Genomic DNA, 22,139 nt, shown 5'->3' on the forward strand with positions numbered 1-22,139 from the left:
GTGCCGTGTCCTCGCGAGCCGGGGATCGACAGGCCCTGCCTCCGCCCGGTCGACCGCGTGAGGCTGAGACGACGAACCTCGAAGGAGACCTCATGACCCGCGACATCCCCCTCCCGTCCCTCACCGGCAAGCGCGCCGTCCTGACCGGCGGCAGCGACGGCATGGGACTCGTCATCGCCGAGCGACTCGCGGCCGCCGGGGCCGACCTCGTGCTTCCCGTCCGCAACCGGGAGAAGGGCGAGCGGGCGGCGCGTGGCATCCGGAACCGTCACCCGGAAGCCCGGATCGCGGTGCACGACCTCGACCTCGCATCGCTCGGGTCGGTCGCGACGTTCGCTGCCGTCATGGAGGACGAGGGGATGCCGGTGCACCTGCTCGTCAACAACGCCGGGGTCATGACCCCACCGTCCCGGCAGACGACCGTCGACGGGCACGAGCTGCAGTTCGGGACGAATCACCTCGGCCACGTCGCCCTGGTGGGGCACCTGATGCCGCTGCTGAAGGCCGGAGGAGCGCGCGTCGTCAGCCAGGTGAGCATCGCCGCCGCTCGCGGGCGCATCGCGTGGGACGACCTCGAAAGCGAGAGGAACTACGACGGGCAGCGCGCGTACGCGGCGTCGAAGATCGCGCTCGGCCTGTTCGCGCGCGAGCTCGACGAGAGGTCACGGCGCGAGGGGTGGGGCGTGCGCAGCGTCGTCTCGCATCCCGGCGTCGCGCCGACGAGCCTGCTCGCCGCCCGCCCCGAGATCGGCCGCGCCACTGACACCATGGGCGTGCGGGTGATCCGCTGGATGTCGGCGCGCGGGCTGCTCGTGGGCACCGCGGCCACGGCCGCTCTGCCGGCGCTGCTCGCGGCCACCACCGACGACCCGCGCAGCGATCTGCTCTACGGCCCGAGCGGCGTCGGCCACCTCGGTGGGGCGCCGGGGACGCATCCGCTGTACCGTCCGCTGCGCGACCTCGACGAGGCGGCGCGCGTCTGGGACACGTCGCTCGAGCTCGCGGGGGTACGTGCCGGTTCGCTATGAATCACGAGCTCTCGGCGCCGTGACCCCCGGGGGTCCGTAGGCTCCCCTCGTGGCCCCCGCATCCTCCCGACCGCGCGACCTCCCGGCGATCATCCCGGCGATCGTCGCGTCGATCGCGGCGACCGTCCTCGGGGCAGGTCTCGGCGAGCTGGTCGCGGCGCTCATCTCGCCCTCGGCGAGCCCCTTCGCGGTGATCGGCGGGGGCATGATCGACATCGCCCCGGCGTGGGCGAAAGACCTGGCGATCAGCCTGTTCGGGACGGCGGACAAGACCGCCCTGCTCGTCGGCATCGCGGTGCTGCTGCTCGCCGTGGCGGGGGCCGCGGGCGTCGTCGAACGGCGTCGACCCCCGTGGGGGCGAGTGATCCTGGCGGCGATCGGTGTCATCGGCGCTCTCGTGTCGCTGGCGCGCCCCGACGCGGCGCTGCTGTCACCCGTGCCGTCGCTGGTCGCGGGCGTCGCCGCCGCCGTCGTGGCGGGACTGCTCATCGGCCGTCTTCGACCCGCGGCGGTCGCTCCCGAGGCCTCGACCGGTCCCACCCGTCGCGGGGTGCTCGCGCTCTCGGGCGTGGCGGTCCTTGCCGGTGCTCTGGCCGCGGCCGGATCCGTCGCGCTGAGCAGCGGGGCCCGAGCGGTCAGCGCGGTGCGTGCCGCCCTCCGCCTTCCGACCCCGACGACCACGACCGCGGTCCCCGCGACCGCCGACCTGGGAATCGACGGCCTCTCCCCTGTGATCACGCCGTCGTCCGACTTCTACCGCATCGACACCGCTCTCGTGGTGCCGCAGATCGACCCGGCCACCTGGAGCCTGCGCGTCCACGGCCTCGTGGAGCAGGAGATCGTGCTGCGCTGGGACGACCTCGTCGCCCTCCCCCAGAAGGAGACGGTCGCGACCCTCGTGTGCGTGTCGAACGAGGTCGGCGGCGACCTGATCGGAAACGCGCGGTGGCTCGGCGTACCGATCCGCGACGTCCTCGCGCGCGCGAAGCCGACGGCGGAGGCCGACATGGTGCTCTCTCACTCCGTCGACGGGTTCACGGCATCCAGTCCCCTCGAAGCGCTGACCGACGACCGCGACGCCCTGCTCGCGATCGGGATGAACGGCGAACCGCTGCCCCTCGCGCACGGGTTCCCGGTGCGCATGGTGGTGCCCGGTCTCTACGGGTACGTCTCCGCGACGAAATGGGTGAGCGAGCTCGAGGTCACCCGCTACGACCGGGCCGAGGGGTACTGGACCTCGCGCGGATGGTCGGAGCGCGGACCGGTGAAACTGCAGTCGCGCATCGACGTTCCCCGCGCGGGGGCCCGTGTCGCCGCGGGTGACGCGGTCATCGCCGGTGTGGCCTGGCAGACGCACGTCGGCGTGGCGGGCGTCGAGGTGCAGATCGACGACGGTGCCTGGCAGCCCGCCAGGCTCGCGAGCGCGATCTCGACCGACACCTGGGTGCAGTGGAGCCTGCCCTGGACCGCGACGAGCGGATCCCACACCGTGCGCTGTCGCGCGATCTCGACCACCGGCGAGACCCAGACGCCGAATCGCGCGCTGCCCGCTCCCGACGGCGCGACCGGCTGGGACGAGATCACGATCTCGGTCGCCTGACCTCCGCCCCGCGCCGGGCGCGCGCGGTTCGCGGCGTCGGCCCGTGGCATCCTGTGTCCCACTTTGTGCAGGAATCACACCTGAGAACCGCACAACGTGGGACACGCCGTCGCGCGGATGCCGCGCACCCGATCCCGGAGCCTCGCACATGTCCCACTTTGCGCAGGAATCACACCTGAGAACCGCACAAAGTGGGACACGGCCGACCGGAGGACCGGAAAGGCGCCTCAGCGAGTCAGGCCGACAGCACGTGCCGCAGCTGCTCGACGGCCCAGTCCAGCTCGGTCGCGCGGATCGTCAGCGGCGGGGCGATGCGGATCGTCTGGCCGTGCGTGTCCTTCACGAGCACGCCACGGGCGAGCAGCTTCTCGGCGATCTCGCGACCCGTTCCGTACGCCGGGTCGATGTCGACGCCGGCCCACAACCCCGCGATGCGCACCTCGGTGACGCCGTGGCCGACGAGCGCCTGCAGCGCCGCCTCGAGGTGCTCGCCGAGGGCCTTCGCGCGAGTCTGGAATTCTCCGGATGCCAACATCTCGACGACCCGCAGACCCACCGCGGCGGCGAGCGGGTTGCCGCCGAACGTCGAGCCGTGCTCGCCGGGGCGGATGACGCCGAGCACGTCCTCGTTCGCCACGACCGCCGACAGCGGGACGATGCCGCCGCCGAGGGCCTTGCCGAGGAGGTACATGTCGGGGACGACGCCCTCGCGGTCGCACGCGAACGTCTCGCCCACGCGGCCGAGACCCGACTGGATCTCGTCGGCGATGAAGAGCACGTTGTTCTCGGTGCAGATCTCGCGGACCCGGCGGAGGAACCCCTCCGGCGGCACGACGACGCCCGCCTCGCCCTGGATCGGCTCGAGGAGCACCGCGGCGGTGTTCTCGTCGATCGCCGCGGCGATGGCATCCGCGTCGCCGTACGGCACGTGCACGAAACCGGGCGCGTAGGGACCGAAGTCGTCGTGGGCGACCGGGTCGTCGCTGAAGCCGACGATCGTGGTCGTGCGCCCGTGGAAGTTGCCGTTCGCGACGATGATCGTCGCGGCATCCGGGGCGATGCCCTTGGACCGGTAGCCCCACGCGCGGGCGACCTTGATGCCGGTCTCGACGGCCTCGGCCCCGGTGTTCATCGGCAGCACGAGGTCTTTGCCGCAGAGCTGCGACAGGGCCGTGGCGAAGGGCCCCAGCCGGTCGTTGTGGAACGCGCGGCTCGTGAGCGTGAGCTTCCCGAGCTGCTCGCGAGCCGCGGCGAGGATCGCGGGGTGACCGTGCCCGAAGTTGAGGGCCGAGTATGCCGACAGCAGGTCGAGGTACCGCTTGCCCTCGATGTCAGTGACCCAGACGCCCTCGGCACTGTGCGCGAGGACGGGCAGCGGGTGGTAGTTGTGCGCGACGTGCGCGCTCTCGGCCTGGATGAGGGCGAGACCGAGGTTCTCGAGGGTGGCGCCCATCACGCACCCCGCAGTTCGAGCGTGCAGCACTTGATCCCGCCGCCGCCGAGCAGCAGCTCCGACAGGTCGACCTTCACGGGGGTGTAGCCGCGCTCGCGCAGCTGCGCCTCGAAGCCCACGGCGCGCGGCGAGATGATGACGTTCTTGCCGTCGCTGGCGGAGTTGAGGCCGAACACTGCGCCATCGGCATCCGAGACCCGGATCGCGTCGGGGTAGCGCTCGCGGAGGATCGCCTGGCTGCGCTCGTCGAAGGCGTTCGGGAGGTACGCGATATTCGCTTTCTCGACGCCGCCGGGGCCCTCGACCGGGTCGAGCACGGCGATCGCGGTGTCGAGGTGGTAGAAACGCGGGTCGGTGAGCGTCAGCGAGACGACCTCGCGCGAGAAGACCTCGCCGACCTCGCGGTGGCTGTCGCCGGTGGAGCGGAATCCGGTGCCGGCGAGGATCGTGTTCCCGACGAGCAGGAAGTCCCCCTCGCCCTCGTTCACCTCGACGGGCTCGGCGACCTCGAAGCCGTTCGCGGCGAACCAATCGATGAACGCGGGAGCCTCGGCGGCGCGCTCGCGGAAACGGAACTTCGGGCCGTACGCGACGCCGTCGATCACGAAGCCGCCGTTGGCCGTGTAGACCATGTCGGGCAGGCCCTCGACGGGGTCGATGAGCTCGATCTCGTGGCCGAGCTGCGTGTAGGTGTCGTACAGCGACTGCCACTGGCGCAGCGCTAGCGCGGTGTCGGTGGGGCGGGACGGCTCCATCCACGGGTTGATGCTGTAGCTCACCGTGAAGTGCTCGGGCCGGCACATGAGGTACCGGCGGTGCTGCTGGACGCGATCGACCGATGAGGTCTCGACAGCGGCGGCGGAGGGGGTAGCGGACATCTCTGCTCCTCGGAGAAAAGGTGCGGCGGACGCTGTCCTGGGGCTCGGTGGCCCTTCGAACCCGTAAGTGCCGGAGCACCGCGCGGGGAAAGGTCGGTCCGAGCACGCCGCGCTCATTCTCGCACGGGCGCGCGGGGAGGCGCGAGCGGCGCGCGTGCGGGGAGTCGCGAGCGGCGCGCGAGCGGGGAGGCGCGAGCGAGCGCGGCGTTCCGGCGGAGAGCCGCCGCGGCACACCCTCAGCGATGTGCGCCGGGACATCGGCATCCGGCCGGATCCGACCGATAGTGCGCCGCAAGCCGACGGCGGGATGCCGACTCTGTGCCGCCGCGATCGCCATTGGTACGCTCCAAACATGGGCAGACGAGCGGGCGAGGACGGTGGTCGAACGTGCGACGCCGAGTGACTCTGGAGCACGTCGCCGCCGAGGCCGGGGTGTCGAAGAGCAGCGTCTCGAACGTCATCCGCAACCACCCGCACGTGCGCGAGGAGGTGCGGCAGAAGGTCAACGCCGCGATCGAGAAGCTCGGGTACCGCCCGCAGGCGATCGGCCAGAATCTCGTGTCCGGACGCACCGGGCTGGTGGCACTGGCCATCCCCAACTTCGCCCAGCCGTACTTCGCGGAGATCGCCCGCTCCGCGGTGGCCGCGGCGGACGAACTCAGCATGCGACTCCTGGTGCAGCAGACCGACAACCTCCTCGACAAGGAGCGGGAGGCGGCCGACGCGTGGAATCTGGGCGCCGCCGACGGCTTGATCTTCAGCCCGTCGGTCATCGGCGACGACGAGATCGAGAGTCGGCGCGCGGGGATGCCCCTCGTACTCCTCGGCGAGCGTTCCCACCTCACGACGGTGGACCGCGTCGGGATCGACTCCATCGCGATCGCCGAGATCGCCACGCGCCATCTGATCGACCAGGGTCGCACGCGGATCGCGATGATCGGCGAGAAGACCTCCGGCGACCAGTTCGTCGTCTCGGAGCGCGAGGAGGGCTTCCATCGAGCACTCGCCGCAGCAGGGCTCACGGAGGCGAGTCCGGTGGGGGCCGTGGACGATTGGACACGGGAGGACGGATCGGCCGCCGTCGATGCCCTCGTCGCCTCCGGGGACACGTTCGACGCGCTCTTCTGCGCGAACGATCTCCTCGCGCTCGGTGCGATGTCCGCCCTGCGCCGGCACGGGTTGCGCGTCCCGGAGGACGTGGCCGTGATCGGCGTCGACGACATCGAGGATTCGCGCTTCTCGACTCCCGCCCTCTCCACCGTCTTCATCGATAAGGACTGGATGGCCCGACAGGCAATTCGCCTGATCGCGAAGCAGATCCAGAACGCGGACGCACCACCTGAACAGCTGAGCGTCCCCTACCGCCTGATCCCGCGCGCGTCGACGTCGCTCTGACCGCGCTTGACACGCGGTCACGGAGGCATGACAATCGTCATCGTTCCAGTTTGGAGCGCTCCAAACCACACGTTTCAGATCTCAATGGAGAGCACGCGATGCACCAGCACACCCGAGCCGTTCGCACCGGCACCCGCCCCTCCTCGACCTCGCGCGCGGCGTTCCGACACGGCAAGACCGTGGTCGCAGCCGTCCTGGGCGCCACGCTCCTTCTCGCCACCGCGGGGTGCAGCACGGCAGCCGGCGCCGGTGACGGCGGCAAGACCGTCCTGAAGGTCTACGGATGGAAGGGCGGCGACGCCGAGCCGGCGAACATCAGCGAGATCAACGACGCCTTCGAGAAGGCCAACCCCGACATCGACCTGCAGTTCGAGTTCGTCCCCGCCAACGACAAGTACACGCAGCGCGTGCAGCCCGAACTCCTGGCCGGCAACGCCGCGGACGTCATCATGACCGACTCCGCGAAGGTTCAGGACTGGGGCTCCTCCGGATACCTCGAAGATCTGTCGTCGAGCGACTGGACGTCGAACGTCCGCTCCGAGGTGACACCCTTCATCCAGAACGCCGGCACCACCTACGCCCTCCCGATGGAGGTCATCGGCATCTCGCTGTACGCCAACAACGATCTGCTGAAGAAGGCCGGCGTCGACAGCGTCCCCACCACGTGGCCCGAGTTCGAGGCGGCCCTGCAGAAGGCGAAGGATGCCGGCATCACTCCGTTGTCCCTCCCGAACAAGGGCGGCTGGACGGGGTCCTCGGCGCTGAACGCGATCGCCGCCTCGCTGGTCTACAAGCAGAACCCCGACTTCGACCAGCAGTTCCTCGACGGCAAGGCATCCTTCAGCTCGTGGAAGACCTCCGCGCAGCAGCTGATGGATCTCCAGTCCAAGGGCTTCGTCAACTTCGCCGATGAGCTCGGTGTGGACGAATGGACGACCGGCATCTCCGACTTCGAGGCGGGAAAGAGCGCGTTCTACGTCCAGGGCGCCTGGAACCAGTCCGCGTTCGAGAAGGCCGGCCTGAACGACTCATTCATCCCGTGGCCCGCGGAAACGTCGGGCGCCTCCAACGCGAACCTCTTCGTGGGCACGATGTGGAGCGTCAACGCCGCTTCCAAGGTCAAGGATGCCGCGGAGAAGTACGTCGACTTCTGGGCCGACAGCGCGAACGCCTCCCCGTTCCTCGAGGCGGAGAACGCCGTGTCGCCCTTCTCCAACGGCACCAGCCCGTCCACCCCGGTGACCAAGGCCTTCGTGGATGCCGTCGACGCGGGCGACTACCGCATCCTGCCGTCCAACACCTGGTTCAGCGCCGCCGGCGAAAAGGTGATGCAGCAGGAGGTCCAGGCCCTGTGGCTCGGTCAGCAAGACATCGACCAGACGCTGCAGAACCTCGACAAGAAGCTCGCGCCCACCGGCTGACGAACCTCGATGGGACCGGGCGGCACCGCTCGCCCGGTCCCATCGATCCCCACGGAGACGACGATGATCCACCGCAAACCCCTGACCGCTGCCCTCTTCCTGGCCCCCGCCCTCGCGATCTACCTGCTGATCGTCGCGTACCCGCTCTTCCAGGGGATCTCCCTGAGCCTCACCGACAGCAAGGTCGGCAACGCGGGTCACTTCGTCGGTGCCGCCAACTACGCCAAACTCGCCACCGACGGCGACGTCGTCCGGGCGCTGGGAATCACCGTCGTCTACGCCGCGGTCGTCGTGGTGGTCCAGAACGGCATCGGACTCCTGCTCGCACGCGCCCTGTACAACCGGCCGCGCGTGCGCCGGTTGGGCAATGCCCTCGTCCTCGTCCCGACGCTCATGTCGGCGGTCATGGCGGCCTTCATCTGGAACTCGCTGCTGTCGCCCGACGGGTCGATCAACAGCCTCCTTCGCGCCGCCGGCCTGGACGCGCTGACCCGTGTGTGGCTAGGGGACCCGGCCACCGCTCTCTGGGCGATCGCGCTGGTGAACATCTGGATGTTCGCCGGGTACTCGGCATCCATCTTCCTCGCCGGGTACATGAATCTGCCCTCCGATCTGCTCGACGCGGCGCGGGTGGACGGAGCTTCCGGATGGCAGCGCTTCACAGCCGTCGAATGGCCGCTGCTGGCACCGGCGTTGACCGTGAACATCACGCTCTCGCTCATCGGCTCGCTCAAGGTCTTCGAACTGCCCCTCGTGATGACCAACGGCGGGCCCGCGGGCTCGACCACCACCCTGACGATGCTCATCTTCTTCAAGATCTTCGGCGGACAGGGCAGCTTCGCCTACGGCGCGACCATCGCCACCCTCCTCCTCGTCGTGGTCGTCGTCCTGGCGAGCACCACCCAGGCCCTTCTTCGCCGTCGCGAAGACCGCATCTGACCCGGATCGGTACGAGAACATGACTGTTTCCCCCACCCCCCGCGGTGTCGCTTCAACTCCCCGTCGCGGAGTTCGACGCCCCGTGTCCGCCCTCATCGGCGACGTGCTCCTCACAATCACGGTCCTGCTGATCGTCGCCCCGTTCGTCTACACCGTGATCGCCTCTCTCCGACCGGCCGCGGACATCACGGCGGATCCGCTGGGGCTTCCCACCCGGATCACGTTCGACAACTTCGCCAACGCGTTCGCGAAGATGAACTACGCCCAGGGCGTCCTGAGCTCGACCGTGGTGCTGCTCGGCTCGCTCCTGCTCACGATCCTGCTCGGGGCTCTCGCCGCCTATCCCCTCGCGCGCATCACCCGTCGGTGGACGACGTGGACCTACCGCCTCTTCATCGCCGGATCCACGGTGCCGATCTTCGTCCTGATCGCCCCGCTCTATCTGCTCCTGCGCGACCTCGGTCTGCTCAACAGCTACCAGGGGCTGATCTTGACCTACGCGGCGATCAACCTGCCGGTGGCGATCTTCTTCTACACCTCGTTCTTCCGGCAGATCCCCCTGGAGCTCGAGGAGGCCGCCGCACTCGACGGCGCGGGCTCGGTCCGGACGTTCTTCGTCGTCCTCTTCCCGCTCCTGCGGCCTATCACCGCCACCCTCGCGACCTTCCTCACCATCACCGTCTGGAACGACCTCGTCGTCCCGCTCGTGTTCGTCCAGAACCCCGCACTGAAGACCGTGATGGTGAACGCCTACTCGCTGGTCGGCAGCTACTCGCTCGACCCCTCGCTGCTGTTCCCGGCCGCACTGCTGGGCGTCGCGCCCCTGCTCGTCGTCTTCGTGATCCTGCAGCGCCAGGTCGTCGCGGGTCTGACCATGGGCGCCGTGAAGTCCTGACCCCCTCCGAAACGAAAGGCAAGAAGACAATGACGTCATCCATTCCACTCCGGCCTCGAACAGTCGCTCTGGCGATACTCGGTGCCCTGACCCTCGCGGTCGCTCCCGTGATCGCCGCACCGGCCTCGGCCGCTTCCACGGCGTACTACGTCGACTGCTCGACATCGACCAACGGGACGGGCACCTCGGCCTCCCCGTTCAACGCCCTCTCCGCCGTCAACGCCCTCGCCCTCGGGCCCGGCGACAGCGTGCTGTTCAAGTCGGGAACGACGTGCACGGGCCAGCTCTCCCCCGCCGGCTCGGGCAGTTCGGCATCCCCGATCCAGATGAGCGCGTACGGCACCGGCGCGAAGCCGATCATCGATGCCGCCGGTGCGGTGGGTCCCGTCATCCACCTCGTGAATCAGCAGCAGTGGGAGATCTCGAATCTCGAGTTGCGCAACGCGGCGACGACTCCCGCGTACCGCTCCGGCATCCTCGCCGAGAACTCCTCCGGGGGCGTGCTCACCCACCTCAAGGTCACCGGGATGACGATCCGGAACATCAGCGGGTACTCCGGCGGCTGGTACGCGACCAACGCCGGCGTCGGCGTGCAGACGAACCACACCACCACCGTCTCGACCTGGGACGACATCACCATCTCGAACAACACGTTCGATCACGTCGACCGCATCCCCGTGGCGGTGACTCCCGACCGCGATGGTCAGGGCACCGGTCTCAGCACGAACGTCCGCATCCAGTCGAACACGATGCGCTACTCCGGCGGCGACGACATCCTCGTCGTGAAGGGCCAGGGCGCCCTCATCGACGGCAACGACACCGCGTACGGCGGGTCCAAGTCGCTGAACGCATGCCCGCCGAGCGGTCAGTACTGCAACGGGGCCTCCGCCTCCATCTGGATGTCCGGCAGCAACGACACCGTCGTGCAGAATAACTCCGCGGTCTGCTTCGTCAACGAGGCGGACGGTCAGGGCTACGACGTGGACTGGGGCAACCACAACACGACGTTCCAGTACAACTACTCGCGCAACAACCGCGGCGGGTTCATCCTCGTCATGCCGCCGATCAACGTTCCCGACGAGCCGACGTCCAGCACCCCGAGCGACGGCACGATCATCCGGTACAACGTCAGCGAGGACGACACCAACACCGGGCCCTGCCCGCTGCAGCCTGCGTCGCAGGGACCGAAGGACGTCATCCACTTCGCCGGTGGCATCCCGAACCGTACGAACTCCGCCACCGCGCAGCCGGACATCTACAACAACACGATCTTCATCCCGTCCGGACGCTCGACCTACGTCACCGGGAGCCGCAGCGGCGTGAGCGCCAGCGGCTCATACAAGTTCCGCAACAACCTCGTCGTCAACTTCGGCACCGGCGGGTACGTGCAGACCACGGGTTCGGTGTACGCCAACAACCTCCTGTACGGCAACCCGCACTCCACCGCTCCGACGACCGGGACGATCACGCTCGATCCGCAGCTCGTGGGGCCGCTCCCCACGGCGTCGCAGACGTCCACGGGCGCCTCGTCGTTCCGCATCCGTCCGTCGTCTCCGGCACTGGCTCGCGGAGTGGCGATCGCGAACAACGGCGGCCGTGACTTCGCCGGCGCGACGATCGGAACCGTGCCCTCCATCGGCGCCTACGAGCAGCCCGTCGACAACCTCGTCACCAACCCCGGCTTCGACACCGGCAGCCTCACCGGGTGGACGACCAGCGGGAGCGGCACCGCCGCGACGGCGAACACGTCGGACTTCGCCAACGGAACCGCGTCGGTGAAGACCGGCACCGCCAACAGCGGCGTCCAGCAGACGATCTCGGGGCTCGCGTCGTCGACGACCTACCTGCTGACCGCGTCGACGAAGGTCGCCACGGCGGGAGAGCAGGTCGCCCTGGGGGCGAAGGACTTCGGCGGGACCGAGACCTTCGCCCGTTCCACCGCGACGGCGTGGGCCCCCACCACGGTCGTCTTCACGACGGGAGCATCCTCCACGTCCGCGACGATCTACTGCTACAAGAACAGCGGATCCGGCACCGGGTCGTGCGATGCGTTCAGCCTGCAGCCGCTGACCTCGCCCGCGAACCCGATCGCCAACCCGGGCTTCGAACAAGGGTCCCTGGGCTCGTGGTCGACGTCGGGATCGGGCACCGCCGCGACCGTCACGACGTCGGCCGCCGCGACCGGCTCGTACGGGCTGCAGACGGGTGCGGCGAACTCGGGTGCACAGCAGACCATCACGGGCCTTGCGCCCGGGACGTCGTACGTCCTCACCGGGTCGCTCCGCGCGGCTGCGGGTGAAGAGATCGCGCTGGGTGTGAAGGGGTCGGGAGCGGCCGAGACGTTCCAGCGCGTCGGCGGCGCCCTCTACGGGCCGGCGACCGTGACGTTCACGACCGGCACCAACGTCACCAGCGCGACCGTCTACTGCTACAAGAACAGCGGCTCCTCCGCGGGTGCGTGCGACGACATCCGCCTGACCCGCCTGGGTTGACCCTCGGGAGGGGGCCGACGGCCCCCTCCCCCTCACGAAAGCACGACACTCATGCCGCACCTCTCCGAGCTCCGCATCCGGGATCCGTTCATCCTCCGATTCGAGGGGAAGCTCCTCCTGTTCGGCACCACGGACGACGACCCATGGGGCGGACGCGGCCTCGGATTCGACCGGTACGAGAGCATCGACGGTGAGGACTGGGCCGGTCCCTTCCCCGCCTTCCGGCCGCCGGCGGACTTCTGGGGGCGGACGCAGTTCTGGGCGCCGGAGGTCCATCTCTATCGCGACCGCTGGTGGATGTTCGCCACCTTCGCCGACGGCTCCGGCGGGCGTGGCACCCAGGTGCTCGCCGCAGAAAGCCCGGACGGCGCGTTCCAGCCGTGGTCCATCGGCCCGGTCACCCCGGACGGGTGGATGTGCTTGGACGGCACCCTCCACGTCGACGAAGCCGGCGAACCCTGGCTCGTTTTCTGCCACGAGTGGCTGCAGGCGGGCGACGGCCGGATCTACGCGCAGCGCCTCTCGGCGGATCTCACTCGGAGCGAAGGAGATCCGCACCTCCTGTTCGCCGCGTCGGACGCGCCGTGGGCGCGCCCCTTCCGCAACACCGACACGGGGTACGAGACGAGCGCCTACATCACCGACGGCCCCTACCTGTTCCGGGACGCGGACGGGCTCGCCATGGTGTGGTCCAGCGGCGGCGACGGCGGCTACTCGGTGGGCCTGGCCCGCAGCGCCTCCGGCCACGTGCTCGGCCCGTGGCGTCATCAAGACCGTCCGATCGTCGACTCGGACGGAGGCCACGCCATGGTCTTCGAGGCGGACGGCGGACTCGCGCTCGCCTTCCACCAGCCCAACGACGTCCCGCGCGAACGGCTGCGCGTGACCGCCCTTCTCGCAGACCACGACGGCTATCGACTCGGCGACGCGGCACGAGTCGCGGCCGCCGGCCCGTCCGCCGACGCGCGCGTTCTGCCCTGATCGGCGGGCGAGGGTCACGGCCCGCCCTCGGCGATCCGCGTCCAGTCAGCGGCATCCGGCCCCAACGAATTGAGGGTGCGCAGATCGCCCGCACCGCCGGCATCCCTTCGGCACCGCGCCGACCACCGTCGCGCGGCGTCATCCGCACGGCGCGTGTCGGCGGGCCGTGGGAGGATTACGGCGATGTCTGCCACCCTCGAAAACTCCGTCGTCCTCGACGAAGCCGCCGGCGTCGTTCGCATCCTCGATCGCCGCGTCTTCCCCTCTCGCGTGGAATGGGTGGATGCCACCACCCCCGACGAGGTCGCTTCGGCGATCCGCGACATGGTGACGCAGAGCTCGGGGCCGCTGTACGCCGCGACCGCCGGCATGGGACTCGCCGCGCTGCAGGCGCGGAGGCTCCCCCTCGGCGAGGCGCGCACGGCGCTCGGCCGCGCGGGCCGTGCCCTGGCCACCGCGCGACCGACGAACGCCCACCCGCGTGACGCGGTCGCCCGGATCCTCGAGGCGGGGAGGGATGCCGACGACACCGACGCCCTCGTATCCGCCACCCTCGACACGGCCCGGGCCGTCGACCGCGACTACCGCGAGGGGAGCCTGCGCCTGGGCCGTGCGACCCTCTCCCTGCTGCCGGAGTCGCCGCGCGTCCTCACGCACTGCTGGGCCGACGCCTACCTGTTCGGGCTCGTCGCCGCCGCGCGCGAAGCCGGCCGCGAGATCGAGTGGATCGCGACCGAGACCCGGCCCTACCTGCAGGGCGCGCGGTTGACCGCGCATTCGCTCCGCGAGCTCGGCCAGAGGGTCACGCTCATCACCGACGGGATGGCCGCCGCTGCCCTCGCGTCGCCCCGGGGCGTCGGCTCCGGACCGATCGACGCGGTCGTGACGGCCGCCGACCGTGTCGCGCTCGACGGTTCCGTCGTCAACAAGGTGGGGACGCTCGCGCACGCGGCCGCGGCGGCGGCGTTCGGCATCCCGTACTACGCCATGATCGAGGCACCTGACCCGGGCGCGCCCACCGGCGACGATGTCGTCATCGAAGACCGCGACCCGACCGAGGTTCTCGAGGTGCTGGGCCGCCGCACCGCGAGCCCCCTGGTCACCGAGGCCTGGTACCCGGCGTTCGACGTGACCCCTCCGCGACTGGTCACCCGCATCGCGACCAGTCGCGGCACATTCGAGCCCTCCCGCGTCGGCGAGCACTTCTCGACCGATCCGGAAGCGAGCGCCACCGAGCCGCCCACACCGGCGCTGCGTCGGCGTCGCTCGCGTGAGAACCCCGCCCCCGTGGCATCCACCGCTCAACCCGAGACCATCGCGTTCCGTCCCGTGAACGCCCGATCCGACGAGGATTCCGAATGACCTCCCTCTCCGCCGACGTGGTCGTGCTCGACATCGAGGGCACCACGAGCGCCGCCGGATTCATCCTGGGCGACCTGTACGACTACGCCCGCCCGCGCCTCGACGAGGTGCTCGGCCGCGATGACGAGACGGTCCGCGCCGCCCGCGCCGCCGCGATCGCCGAGACGGGTCTGGATGCCGACGCCACCGACGCCGAGGTCGCCGAGGCGCTCCGCGGGCTCATGGCATCCGATGTGAAGTCGACGCCGCTGAAGACCCTCCAAGGCATCATCTGGGCCGAGGGCTTCGCCGCGGGCGAGATCCACTCGCAGTTCTTCGAGGACGTGCCGCCACGCCTGCGGGAGTGGAGCGAGGCCGGCATCCGGCTCGCCGTGTACTCGTCCGGCTCGGTCGCGTCGCAGGTGCCGTGGTTCCGGCACGCGCCGCAGGGCGACCTCACTCCGCTCGTCGAGGACTTCTTCGACACGGTCAGCGCGGGGCCGAAGAAGGAGGCCGCGTCGTACGAGCGCATCGCCGCCGCCCTCGGCGTCGCCCCCGAGCGCGCGCTCTTTCTCACCGACCACCCCGACGAGGTCACCGCGGCGCGTGCCGCCGGCTGGCAGGTCGTCGCGCTGGACCGCGCCGGCGAACCGTGGCACGGGACGTCGTTCGCGGCGCCGTCGGTGGCATCCTTCGACGAGATCGAGCTGACGCGATGACGCTGCCCGCGCCCGAGCGGGTGCGCGCGGCCGGGGCCGCCCTCGCCGCCGAGGCCTCGCGCTTCTCGGGCTACGGCTGGATGCGCGGCACGTCGGGAAACCTCTCGGTCGTCGTCGACCGCGACCCGCTCGTGCTGGCCGTGACGGCGTCGGGGCTCGACAAGTCCGAGCTCACCGATCGCGATGTCGTGCTGATCGACGCGGCGGGCGAGTCCCTCGACCCCGGCGACCCACGACCTCCGTCCGCCGAGGCGGGACTGCATGCCCACATCGCCGCGCGGACCGGGGCGAACGCCGTGTTCCACGTGCACGCGTTCAACGCGGTCGTCGCCGGGCACCGGTGGCCGGAGGGCGTCGAGATCCGCGACATGGAGATGCTCAAGGGCATCGGCCATCGCGCGCACGACGAGACCGTGACGATTCCCGTCATCCGCAACCACCAGGACATGACCGTCGAAGCGGCCTGGTTCGACGAGGTCTACCGCCCGGGCACGGCCGAGGTGCCCGAGGTCCCCGCGCTCATCGTCGCGAGCCACGGCATCTACGCGTGGGGTGCCGACGTCGCCGCCGCGCGCCGCCACCTCGAGATCACGGAGTGGCTGCTGCGCTTCGCCGTCGCGACGCGCTGAGCCGCGGGCGCTGTCGGGTCGCGCGGGTGAGCGCGGCCCGGTGGGCGCCGCTGGGCGGCCGGCGATGCGGCACGGCCGGGGCCGTCGGGCGGGCGCGGCGGCACGCATAAACGCGATCCACGCGCATAAACACGCGCTCCTCGCGTTTATGTGAGCGGATCGCGTTTATGGGCGGCGCGAACGGCGGGACGAGACCGACCGGACACGCACAACCTCCGACACCCGGCATCCGCCACTCGCCCCAGCGCCGCACCAGCGCGCGGGCCCGACGCAGCCCACGCTCACCCATAAACACGATCGACGCACAAAAACACGCGCTCCTCACGTTTATGTGAGCGGATCGCGTTTATGCGCGGTGCGGCGACGCGGCACGGCGGCACGGCGACGCGGCACAGCGACGCGGCGACGCGGCACAGCGACGCGGCGGTGCGGCAAAGCGACGCGGCGGTGCGGCAAAGCGACGCGGCGGTGCGGCACACGGCGACGCGTTACCGCGACCCGGCACCGCCGCCCCGAACCGCGGATGCCGCGCGCCCACGCGTCAGCCGAGCAACGCCACCGTGCGCTCGGTGAGCACGCGCGGGTCGGCGTCCTCGAGGCGGGCGGTGCCGAGCGTCCGCGCCGCGCGGAGCACGAGACGCGCCGCGACAGCGCGCTCCGGCTCGGGCAGCGTCTGGATGTCGGCGACCTTCGAGAACCCGACGATGCGGCGCACGGCTTTGGCCGCGGCGTAGGCGGCGGCGTCCGACCGCACCTGCGCCAGCGTGTGTTCGAGCACCTCGTCGCCGTAGACGCGCGGGTCTACACGTTCGGGCCAGCGGCTCCGGAACTCGGCCTCGAACGCGTCGACGAGTTCCACGGGCAGCCGGAGCAGCGTCTCGGCGTCGGCCGACCGGCCGAGCACGTGCGCTCGTGCAGCGGCGATCACGAGATTCGCCCACACGGCGCCCAGGTCGAAGCCGGTGGGGCCGTACGTGCCGAACTCCGAGTCGAACGCCCGGACCGAGGCGCCCTCGGCGCGCACGAACACCGATCCGGTGTGCAGGTCGCCGTGCATGAGGCTCTGCGTGCTCTCCTGGAACCGCTGCTTCGCGAGCCCCATCTCGCGCACGAACGCGCGGTCGGCGCGCAACTCCCGCACGTCCTCCTCGTTCGCGGGCAACCAGCCGTTGTGCTCGTGGTCGACGTACGGCTCGGTGAACACGAGATCCTCGGTGATCTCGCTGAGCTCGGGATTCGTCGCCTCGGCGATGCGACGCCGCCGCTCCGGGCCGGGCGTGCCGAACACGCTCGTCGCGAATCCGACGGCGCCGACGTACCGCCCGAGCTCGGCGGCCGCGTAGGGGTGCAGTCGCCCGGCGATCAGCTCTCCGCGCCACACCGCGTGGTCGCTGAGGTCTTCGATCGACAGGGCGAGGTTCTCGGCGTCGAAGCCGTGGAACGCGGGCACGTGCGCGGGGTCGATCTTCTCGTGCACGCCGAGCACGACAGCCTCGCGCGCCGCCCGCTCGCGCGTGAGCGGCCACGACGGATCGACACGGACGTGCGGGAGCGACTGCTTCACCACGACGCCGTTGCCCGCGGCATCCTTCACGATGAAGACGAGGTTCAGATTGCCGTCGCCGACCTCGACGACTGAGACGATGGATGCCGGATCCACCGGCCCCGCAAGGTGCGGGCGGGCGAGGAGGTAGGCGGGGACGGACTCGACGGTCAGCTGATCGGTGAGAAGAGTCATGATGCGGTGGTGCTCCCGGCGACGATGGTGGTCTTGCGACGGCGGAACGTGAAGCTGAACAGCAGAGCGACCAGCAGCACGAGGCCCTTCCCGAAGTCTTGGATGTAGTACGGCAGCCCCATCATCGAGAACCCGGTGACCATGACGGCCACGAGGACCGCGCCGAGTGCCGTGCCCCACGCGTTCGGACGTCCGATGCCGAGCACCGAGACGCCCACGAGCGCGACGGCCACGGCATCCAGCAGCAGGCTGTTGCCGGCCGAGACGTCGCCCTGCCCGATGCGGGCGGCGAGCACGAGACCCGCGATGGATGCCAGGATGCCGCAGCCGATGTACGCCGCGGCGCGGTAGGCCTTCACACGGATGCCGGCGAGCCGCGCGGCCTCGGGGTTCGACCCCACCGCCGCGAGGGCGCGTCCCCAGCGTGTGCGGTCGAGCACGAACCACAGCACGACGGTGAGGCCGAGGAAGAGCAGCACGGGGACCGAGACGGGGCCGATCGAACCGCGGTCGAACCAGAGGAAGTCGGGGGTGAAGCGCCCGGGAGCGGTCGTGCCGTCGTCGAGGGTCATCTGCGACGAGATCGACTTGCCGTCGACGATGATCAGCTTGAGTCCCACCACCGTGAACATCGTCGCCAGCGTCGCCAGCAGGTCGGGGATGCGGGCGAAGACGATCAGCGCCGCGTTGATCGCACCGATGAGCGCGCCGGAGAGCAGCACGACGCCGACGGCGATCCCGCCGACCTGATTGCCGATGACCATCGTCCACGCGGCGATCGACACCGCGAACCCGGCGTTGGCCCCGACCGACAGGTCGAGCCCGCCGACGGTCATCGCGAGCGTCACGCCGAGACCGGCGATGCCGATCGGGGCGATGAACTTCAGCATCCCGAAGATGTTCTCGGGGGTCGCGAACGCGGGCTGGGTGACCGCGAAGAACACGATCAGCAGCACCGTGACGGCGACGAAGCCCCATTTCGCGATGGCATCCACGGTCCGGGAGCCGACGCTCGGTCGCGACGGAGCGAGGGCGGTGGTCATGCGGTTTCCTTCCGGTGGCCGGGGTCGTCGAGCAGCGCGGCGACGATGCGCGCACGGTCGAGCCGTCCGGCGGGGGTATCGAGAGCGATGCGGCCCGACACGAGGACGACGATCCGGTCGGCGACCTCGAGGATCTCGTCGACGTCGCTCGAGAGCACGAGCACGGCGGCGCCGGTGGCGGCCCGCTCGCGGACGGCGGTGCCGATACGCCGGCGAGCGCCGATGTCGACGCCGCGGAACGGCTCGTCGAGCACCGCGACGCGCGGTTCGGTGCGGAGCCAGCGGCCCACGACGACCTTCTGCTGGTTGCCGCCCGAGAGGTCGTCGACGCGGGCCTCGATCGAGGGGGCGACGACGTCGTAGTCCTCGACCACGGCGTCGGCGGCCGCGCGTTCGCGGCCCGGAGCCATGACGCCGAAGCGCGACAGCGCCCGCAGCACGGGAAGGCCGACCGTGTGGGCGATCGACCACCCGGGTTGGATGCCCTGACGCTGGCGGTCCTCCGGCACGAGCACGACGCCCGCGGCCTGCGCGGCCGCCGGATCCGCCGGTCGGTACTCGCTGCCGTCGAGCCGCAACCGCGCTTCGGTATCTGCACGGACGCCCGTCACGAGCTCCGCGAGCTCGGTCTTGCCCGCTCCGAGCAGACCCAGGATGCCGGTCACCTGACCGCCGTGGACCCGGAGACCGAGCGGGGCGCTCCCCGGGAGGAGCCGTGCCCCGTCGACCGAGAGCACCTCGGCGCCCGCGGGGAGCGGCTCGTCGACGTGCTGCTGGAGCTCGGTGGGCACGCCCAGCATCGCCTCGAGCGCCGCGTGCCAGTCGAAGGGACGCTCGGCCTCGAGCTCGATCCGGCCATCGCGGAGCACGACGATCCGGTCGGCGAGCCGCTCGATCTCGCCGAAGCGGTGGCTGACGAACAGGATCGCGAGGCCCTCGTCGCGGAGAACACGCAGCACCGCGAACAGGCGATCCGCCTCGGCCGCGGTCAGGGCGGAGGTGGGTTCGTCGAGGATCAGCAGGCGCGGCGTCGAGCGCAGGGCGCGGGCGAGCACCACGAGCTGGGCGTCGGAGGTGCCCAGGCGCGCGGCATCCGCTCTCAGAACCTCGTCCGACCATGAAAGGCCGAGGCGATCCAGGGCGGCGCGAGCCACCCGCTCCGACTCGCCCCGGCGCACGACACGGTGCCCTGCACTCGCCAGGTCGGTGAGGCCGAGGTTGTCGGCGACGCTGAGACCCGAGACGATCCCGTCGGCGATGCGCTGATGCACCGTCTCGATTCCGGCGCGACGGGCTCGGGCGGGCGAGGTCAGGCGCTGGGTCGATCCGCCGACCGCGATCTCGCCGGTGTAGGCGGCGTTGGCGCCCGAGACGGCCCCGATGAGGGTGGATTTGCCGGCGCCGTTGGTGCCGAGGAGCGCCGTGATCGTGCCGGGGCGCAGCGTGAGCGACACGTCGCGCAGCACCTGATTGCTGCCGAAGCGTACGCCGACGCCGCTCAGGCGGACGACAGGGGTGTCGTCGACCGGAGCGGCGTCGGCGTGGAGGGGTGAGGTCATCCCGAGATCGCGGGGAGCCAGTCGGCCACCACGGTGTCACTCAGCAGGAGCGACGGCTCGGCCTCGCGGAGCTGGGCGACGTTGGTGATGCCCTTCTCGAGCAGGAAGTCGCGCGTGATCGTGATCGCGGGGAACTGCACGCTCGTCTCGTCGAGCTGACCGGCGAGCGAGAGCGCGAGGGCGCGGACGACACCCGCACCGACCGCGGAGGGGTCGGTCGCGCTCGTGGCGACCCACGGGCTGCCGTCGGCGGTCATGACCTCGATGTCGGCGTTCGAGATGTCGATGCCGTAGACCTTGACCTTGTCCTGCAGGTTGTTCTGCTGGACGGCCTGCACGACGCCCTTCGTGATCTCGTCGTAGGGCGCGAAGATCGCCTGGATCCCGGGGTTGGCCTTGAGCGCGGCGTCGATGAGCGGGATGTTGTCGGTCGCGGTCGACTCAGTGACCTTGCCGGTGAAGAACACCTGGTCGAGGTTGTGCTCGGCGACGACCTCGTCCCACACCTTCTTGCGGCGCTCGAGCGGTGCGAAGCCGTCGGTGCTGGCCAGACCGACCTTGGCACCGTCGCCCACGTCGGCGACGAGCTGGTCGAGCACGCCCTGCGCCATCGACGCGTCGGACTGCGACGTCACGATGACGCCGGTGGGGTCGTTGAGGGCGAGGTCGTAGACGATGACCGGGATGCCGGCGGCCACCGCATCGTGCACGTGCGACTCGATGGTGTCGGTCTGACCGTGGTCCACGATGATCGCGTCGGGCTTCGAGGCGATCACCTGCTCGAGATCGGACGCCTGCTTGGCGTTGTCGTTGCGGGCGTCGAAGACGGTGAGGTCGATGTTGATCGCGGCGGCCTGGGCCTTCGCTCCCGCCGTCCACGCGGTGAAGAAGTCACCGGCGCCGGACTGCTGCACGAGGGCGACCTTGACGGGCGCGCCGTCGAACGGTGCGGGCAGGTTCTCGACCTTCTGCACGGGAGCCGCCGAGGCCGCGGGGGCCGCGGTGTTCTGCTGTGCGCAGCCGGAGAGGGCGAGGGCGGCGATGCCGGCGGTCGCGAGGAGCGTCGCCCAGCGGTGGGATCGAACGGACACGGGGTCCCCTTCGTCGAGGAGTCGGGTGCGAGGTCCGTCCGAGTGCTGTGTCGGTCGGGCCGTCGAGCAGTCAAGCAGCACCGACCGAACACGGGTTATTCGAGGTTGCACTTTGTTACACCGGCACCGCCGATCATGCGGCCGAAGTGGGCACTCGAGTCGAATCGGCGAGAGAATCGGATCATTCCGCCCACATCGCGCCGAGAGGAGGAGCCGTGACGCTCCTGACCGTCTGGAAAGAGACCGACCCGAGCACGCCCGTGCTCGAGACCACCGACGAGGCCGAGATCCGCGAAGCGCTTGCCGAGCTCGGCGCCCGCTTCTCGCGCTGGGAGATCCGCGACGTTCCCGCCGGCGCGTCGCAGGACGAGGTCCTCGCGCTGTACGCCGCTGAGATCGGTGAGGTCAAGGAGCGCGAGGGCTACACGCTCGTCGACGTCGTCGCCCTCGACCCCGTCCAGGACAACTACGACGAGGTGAAGACCCCCTCGCGTCAGAAGTTCCTCTCCGAGCACAAGCACGACGACGACGAAGACCGCTACTTCGCGAAGGGCGCGGGCGTCTTCTACCTGCACGCGAACGAGAAGGTGCACGCGGTGTACTGCGAGGCGGGCGACCTCATCTCGGTGCCGGCGAACACCACGCACTGGTTCGACATGGGCACCGCGCCGCACTACGTGAGCGTCCGCTTTTTCCACGACGACGACGGCTGGGTCGGCCACTTCACCGGCAGCCCCATCGCCGAGTCGTTCGCGACCTTCGACCAGCTCGCGGAGCGCCGCGCGCAGCTCGCCTGACCCCGGCGCAGGCGACGGCCCGCCCCGGGGCCCCGCCGGCTCTCGGAAAAACGCCCGTTCCTCGCAGGTTTCCTCACGGATTCTGCGGGGAACGGGCGTTTCTGCACGCCCGGCCGTCGTGCGCCCCGGCACCCCGGCAC

18 protein-coding genes are annotated in these 22,139 nt (G+C 70.4%); 12 read left to right on the forward strand and 6 right to left on the reverse strand.

Going from position 1 to position 22,139, the window contains the following annotated elements:
* Positions 1 to 92: 92 nt before the first annotated feature.
* Positions 93 to 1,028 carry an SDR family oxidoreductase gene (locus NS283_RS06990; protein WP_058596154.1) on the forward strand — a complete coding sequence of 312 codons (936 nt, stop codon included), beginning with the start codon at positions 93 to 95 and terminating at the stop codon, positions 1,026 to 1,028.
* Positions 1,029 to 1,077: 49 nt separating this feature from the next.
* Positions 1,078 to 2,628 carry a molybdopterin-dependent oxidoreductase gene (locus NS283_RS06995; protein ID WP_058596155.1) on the forward strand — a complete coding sequence of 517 codons (1,551 nt, stop codon included), beginning with the start codon at positions 1,078 to 1,080 and terminating at the stop codon, positions 2,626 to 2,628.
* Positions 2,629 to 2,863: 235 nt separating this feature from the next.
* Here NS283_RS06995 and rocD read toward each other — a convergent pair whose 3' ends face one another.
* Together rocD and ddaH are read right to left on the reverse strand one after the other, a co-directional pair.
* Entirely contained in the window at positions 2,864 to 4,081 is a 1,218-nt protein-coding gene (gene rocD / locus NS283_RS07000) for an ornithine--oxo-acid transaminase (protein ID WP_058596156.1), read from the reverse strand.
* Positions 4,081 to 4,959, reverse strand: a complete 879-nt coding sequence (ddaH, locus tag NS283_RS07005; RefSeq protein ID WP_058596157.1) for a dimethylargininase — start codon at positions 4,957 to 4,959, stop codon at positions 4,081 to 4,083. The genes rocD and ddaH overlap by 1 nt, the downstream gene beginning before the upstream one ends.
* 399 nt (positions 4,960 to 5,358) lie before the next feature.
* Between ddaH and NS283_RS07010 the strand changes: the two genes are divergently transcribed.
* From NS283_RS07010 to mtnB, 9 genes are all read left to right on the forward strand, one after another.
* Positions 5,359 to 6,354, forward strand: coding sequence for a LacI family DNA-binding transcriptional regulator (locus tag NS283_RS07010; protein WP_058596158.1), 996 nt, complete (start codon positions 5,359 to 5,361; stop codon positions 6,352 to 6,354).
* Positions 6,355 to 6,452: 98 nt separating this feature from the next.
* Complete coding sequence (locus NS283_RS07015; RefSeq protein WP_081317298.1) at positions 6,453 to 7,775, forward strand: ABC transporter substrate-binding protein; 1,323 nt, start codon at positions 6,453 to 6,455, stop codon at positions 7,773 to 7,775.
* A 63-nt stretch (positions 7,776 to 7,838) separates the two neighbouring features.
* A complete protein-coding gene (locus tag NS283_RS07020) occupies positions 7,839 to 8,714 on the forward strand; it encodes a carbohydrate ABC transporter permease (protein ID WP_058596177.1) in 876 nt (291 codons plus the stop codon).
* A gap of 82 nt (positions 8,715 to 8,796) precedes the next feature.
* Positions 8,797 to 9,609, forward strand: a complete 813-nt coding sequence (locus NS283_RS07025; protein WP_193752640.1) for a carbohydrate ABC transporter permease — start codon at positions 8,797 to 8,799, stop codon at positions 9,607 to 9,609.
* A gap of 107 nt (positions 9,610 to 9,716) precedes the next feature.
* A complete protein-coding gene (locus NS283_RS07030) occupies positions 9,717 to 12,101 on the forward strand; it encodes a carbohydrate binding domain-containing protein (RefSeq protein ID WP_206542544.1) in 2,385 nt (794 codons plus the stop codon).
* Between the two features lie 51 nt (positions 12,102 to 12,152).
* Entirely contained in the window at positions 12,153 to 13,082 is a 930-nt protein-coding gene (locus NS283_RS07035; protein ID WP_081317300.1) for a glycoside hydrolase family 43 protein, read from the forward strand.
* A 183-nt stretch (positions 13,083 to 13,265) separates the two neighbouring features.
* Positions 13,266 to 14,444: a hypothetical protein gene (locus NS283_RS07040; RefSeq protein WP_081317301.1), complete on the forward strand. Its 1,179-nt coding sequence runs from the start codon at positions 13,266 to 13,268 to the stop codon at positions 14,442 to 14,444.
* Positions 14,441 to 15,142, forward strand: coding sequence for an acireductone synthase (gene mtnC, locus NS283_RS07045; protein ID WP_058596160.1), 702 nt, complete (start codon positions 14,441 to 14,443; stop codon positions 15,140 to 15,142). The genes NS283_RS07040 and mtnC overlap by 4 nt, the downstream gene beginning before the upstream one ends.
* Positions 15,139 to 15,771, forward strand: coding sequence for a methylthioribulose 1-phosphate dehydratase (mtnB, locus tag NS283_RS07050; protein ID WP_058596161.1), 633 nt, complete (start codon positions 15,139 to 15,141; stop codon positions 15,769 to 15,771). The genes mtnC and mtnB overlap by 4 nt, the downstream gene beginning before the upstream one ends.
* A gap of 541 nt (positions 15,772 to 16,312) precedes the next feature.
* On the opposite strand, the gene mtnK is transcribed toward mtnB, so the two are convergent.
* The 4 genes from mtnK to NS283_RS07070 are packed head-to-tail and all read right to left on the reverse strand — an operon-like array spanning position 16,313 to position 21,202.
* On the reverse strand, positions 16,313 to 17,509 hold the full coding sequence (mtnK, locus tag NS283_RS07055; protein ID WP_058596162.1) for an S-methyl-5-thioribose kinase: 1,197 nt from the start codon (positions 17,507 to 17,509) through the stop codon (positions 16,313 to 16,315).
* On the reverse strand, positions 17,506 to 18,552 hold the full coding sequence (locus tag NS283_RS07060) for an ABC transporter permease (RefSeq protein ID WP_058596163.1): 1,047 nt from the start codon (positions 18,550 to 18,552) through the stop codon (positions 17,506 to 17,508). Before NS283_RS07060 ends, mtnK begins: the two co-directional genes overlap by 4 nt.
* Complete coding sequence (locus NS283_RS07065) at positions 18,549 to 20,111, reverse strand: sugar ABC transporter ATP-binding protein (protein WP_058596164.1); 1,563 nt, start codon at positions 20,109 to 20,111, stop codon at positions 18,549 to 18,551. Before NS283_RS07065 ends, NS283_RS07060 begins: the two co-directional genes overlap by 4 nt.
* Positions 20,108 to 21,202 (reverse strand): substrate-binding domain-containing protein, encoded by a 1,095-nt coding sequence (locus tag NS283_RS07070; protein WP_058596165.1) that lies wholly within the window; start codon positions 21,200 to 21,202, stop codon positions 20,108 to 20,110. The genes NS283_RS07065 and NS283_RS07070 overlap by 4 nt, the downstream gene beginning before the upstream one ends.
* Positions 21,203 to 21,417: 215 nt before the next feature.
* Here NS283_RS07070 and NS283_RS07075 point away from each other — a divergent pair, with 215 nt between their 5' ends.
* A complete protein-coding gene (locus NS283_RS07075; protein ID WP_058596166.1) occupies positions 21,418 to 21,999 on the forward strand; it encodes a 1,2-dihydroxy-3-keto-5-methylthiopentene dioxygenase in 582 nt (193 codons plus the stop codon).
* Positions 22,000 to 22,139: the final 140 nt, after the last annotated feature.

This window comes from Microbacterium testaceum, from assembly GCF_001476285.1.
Taxonomy (GTDB): domain Bacteria; phylum Actinomycetota; class Actinomycetes; order Actinomycetales; family Microbacteriaceae; genus Microbacterium; species Microbacterium testaceum_B.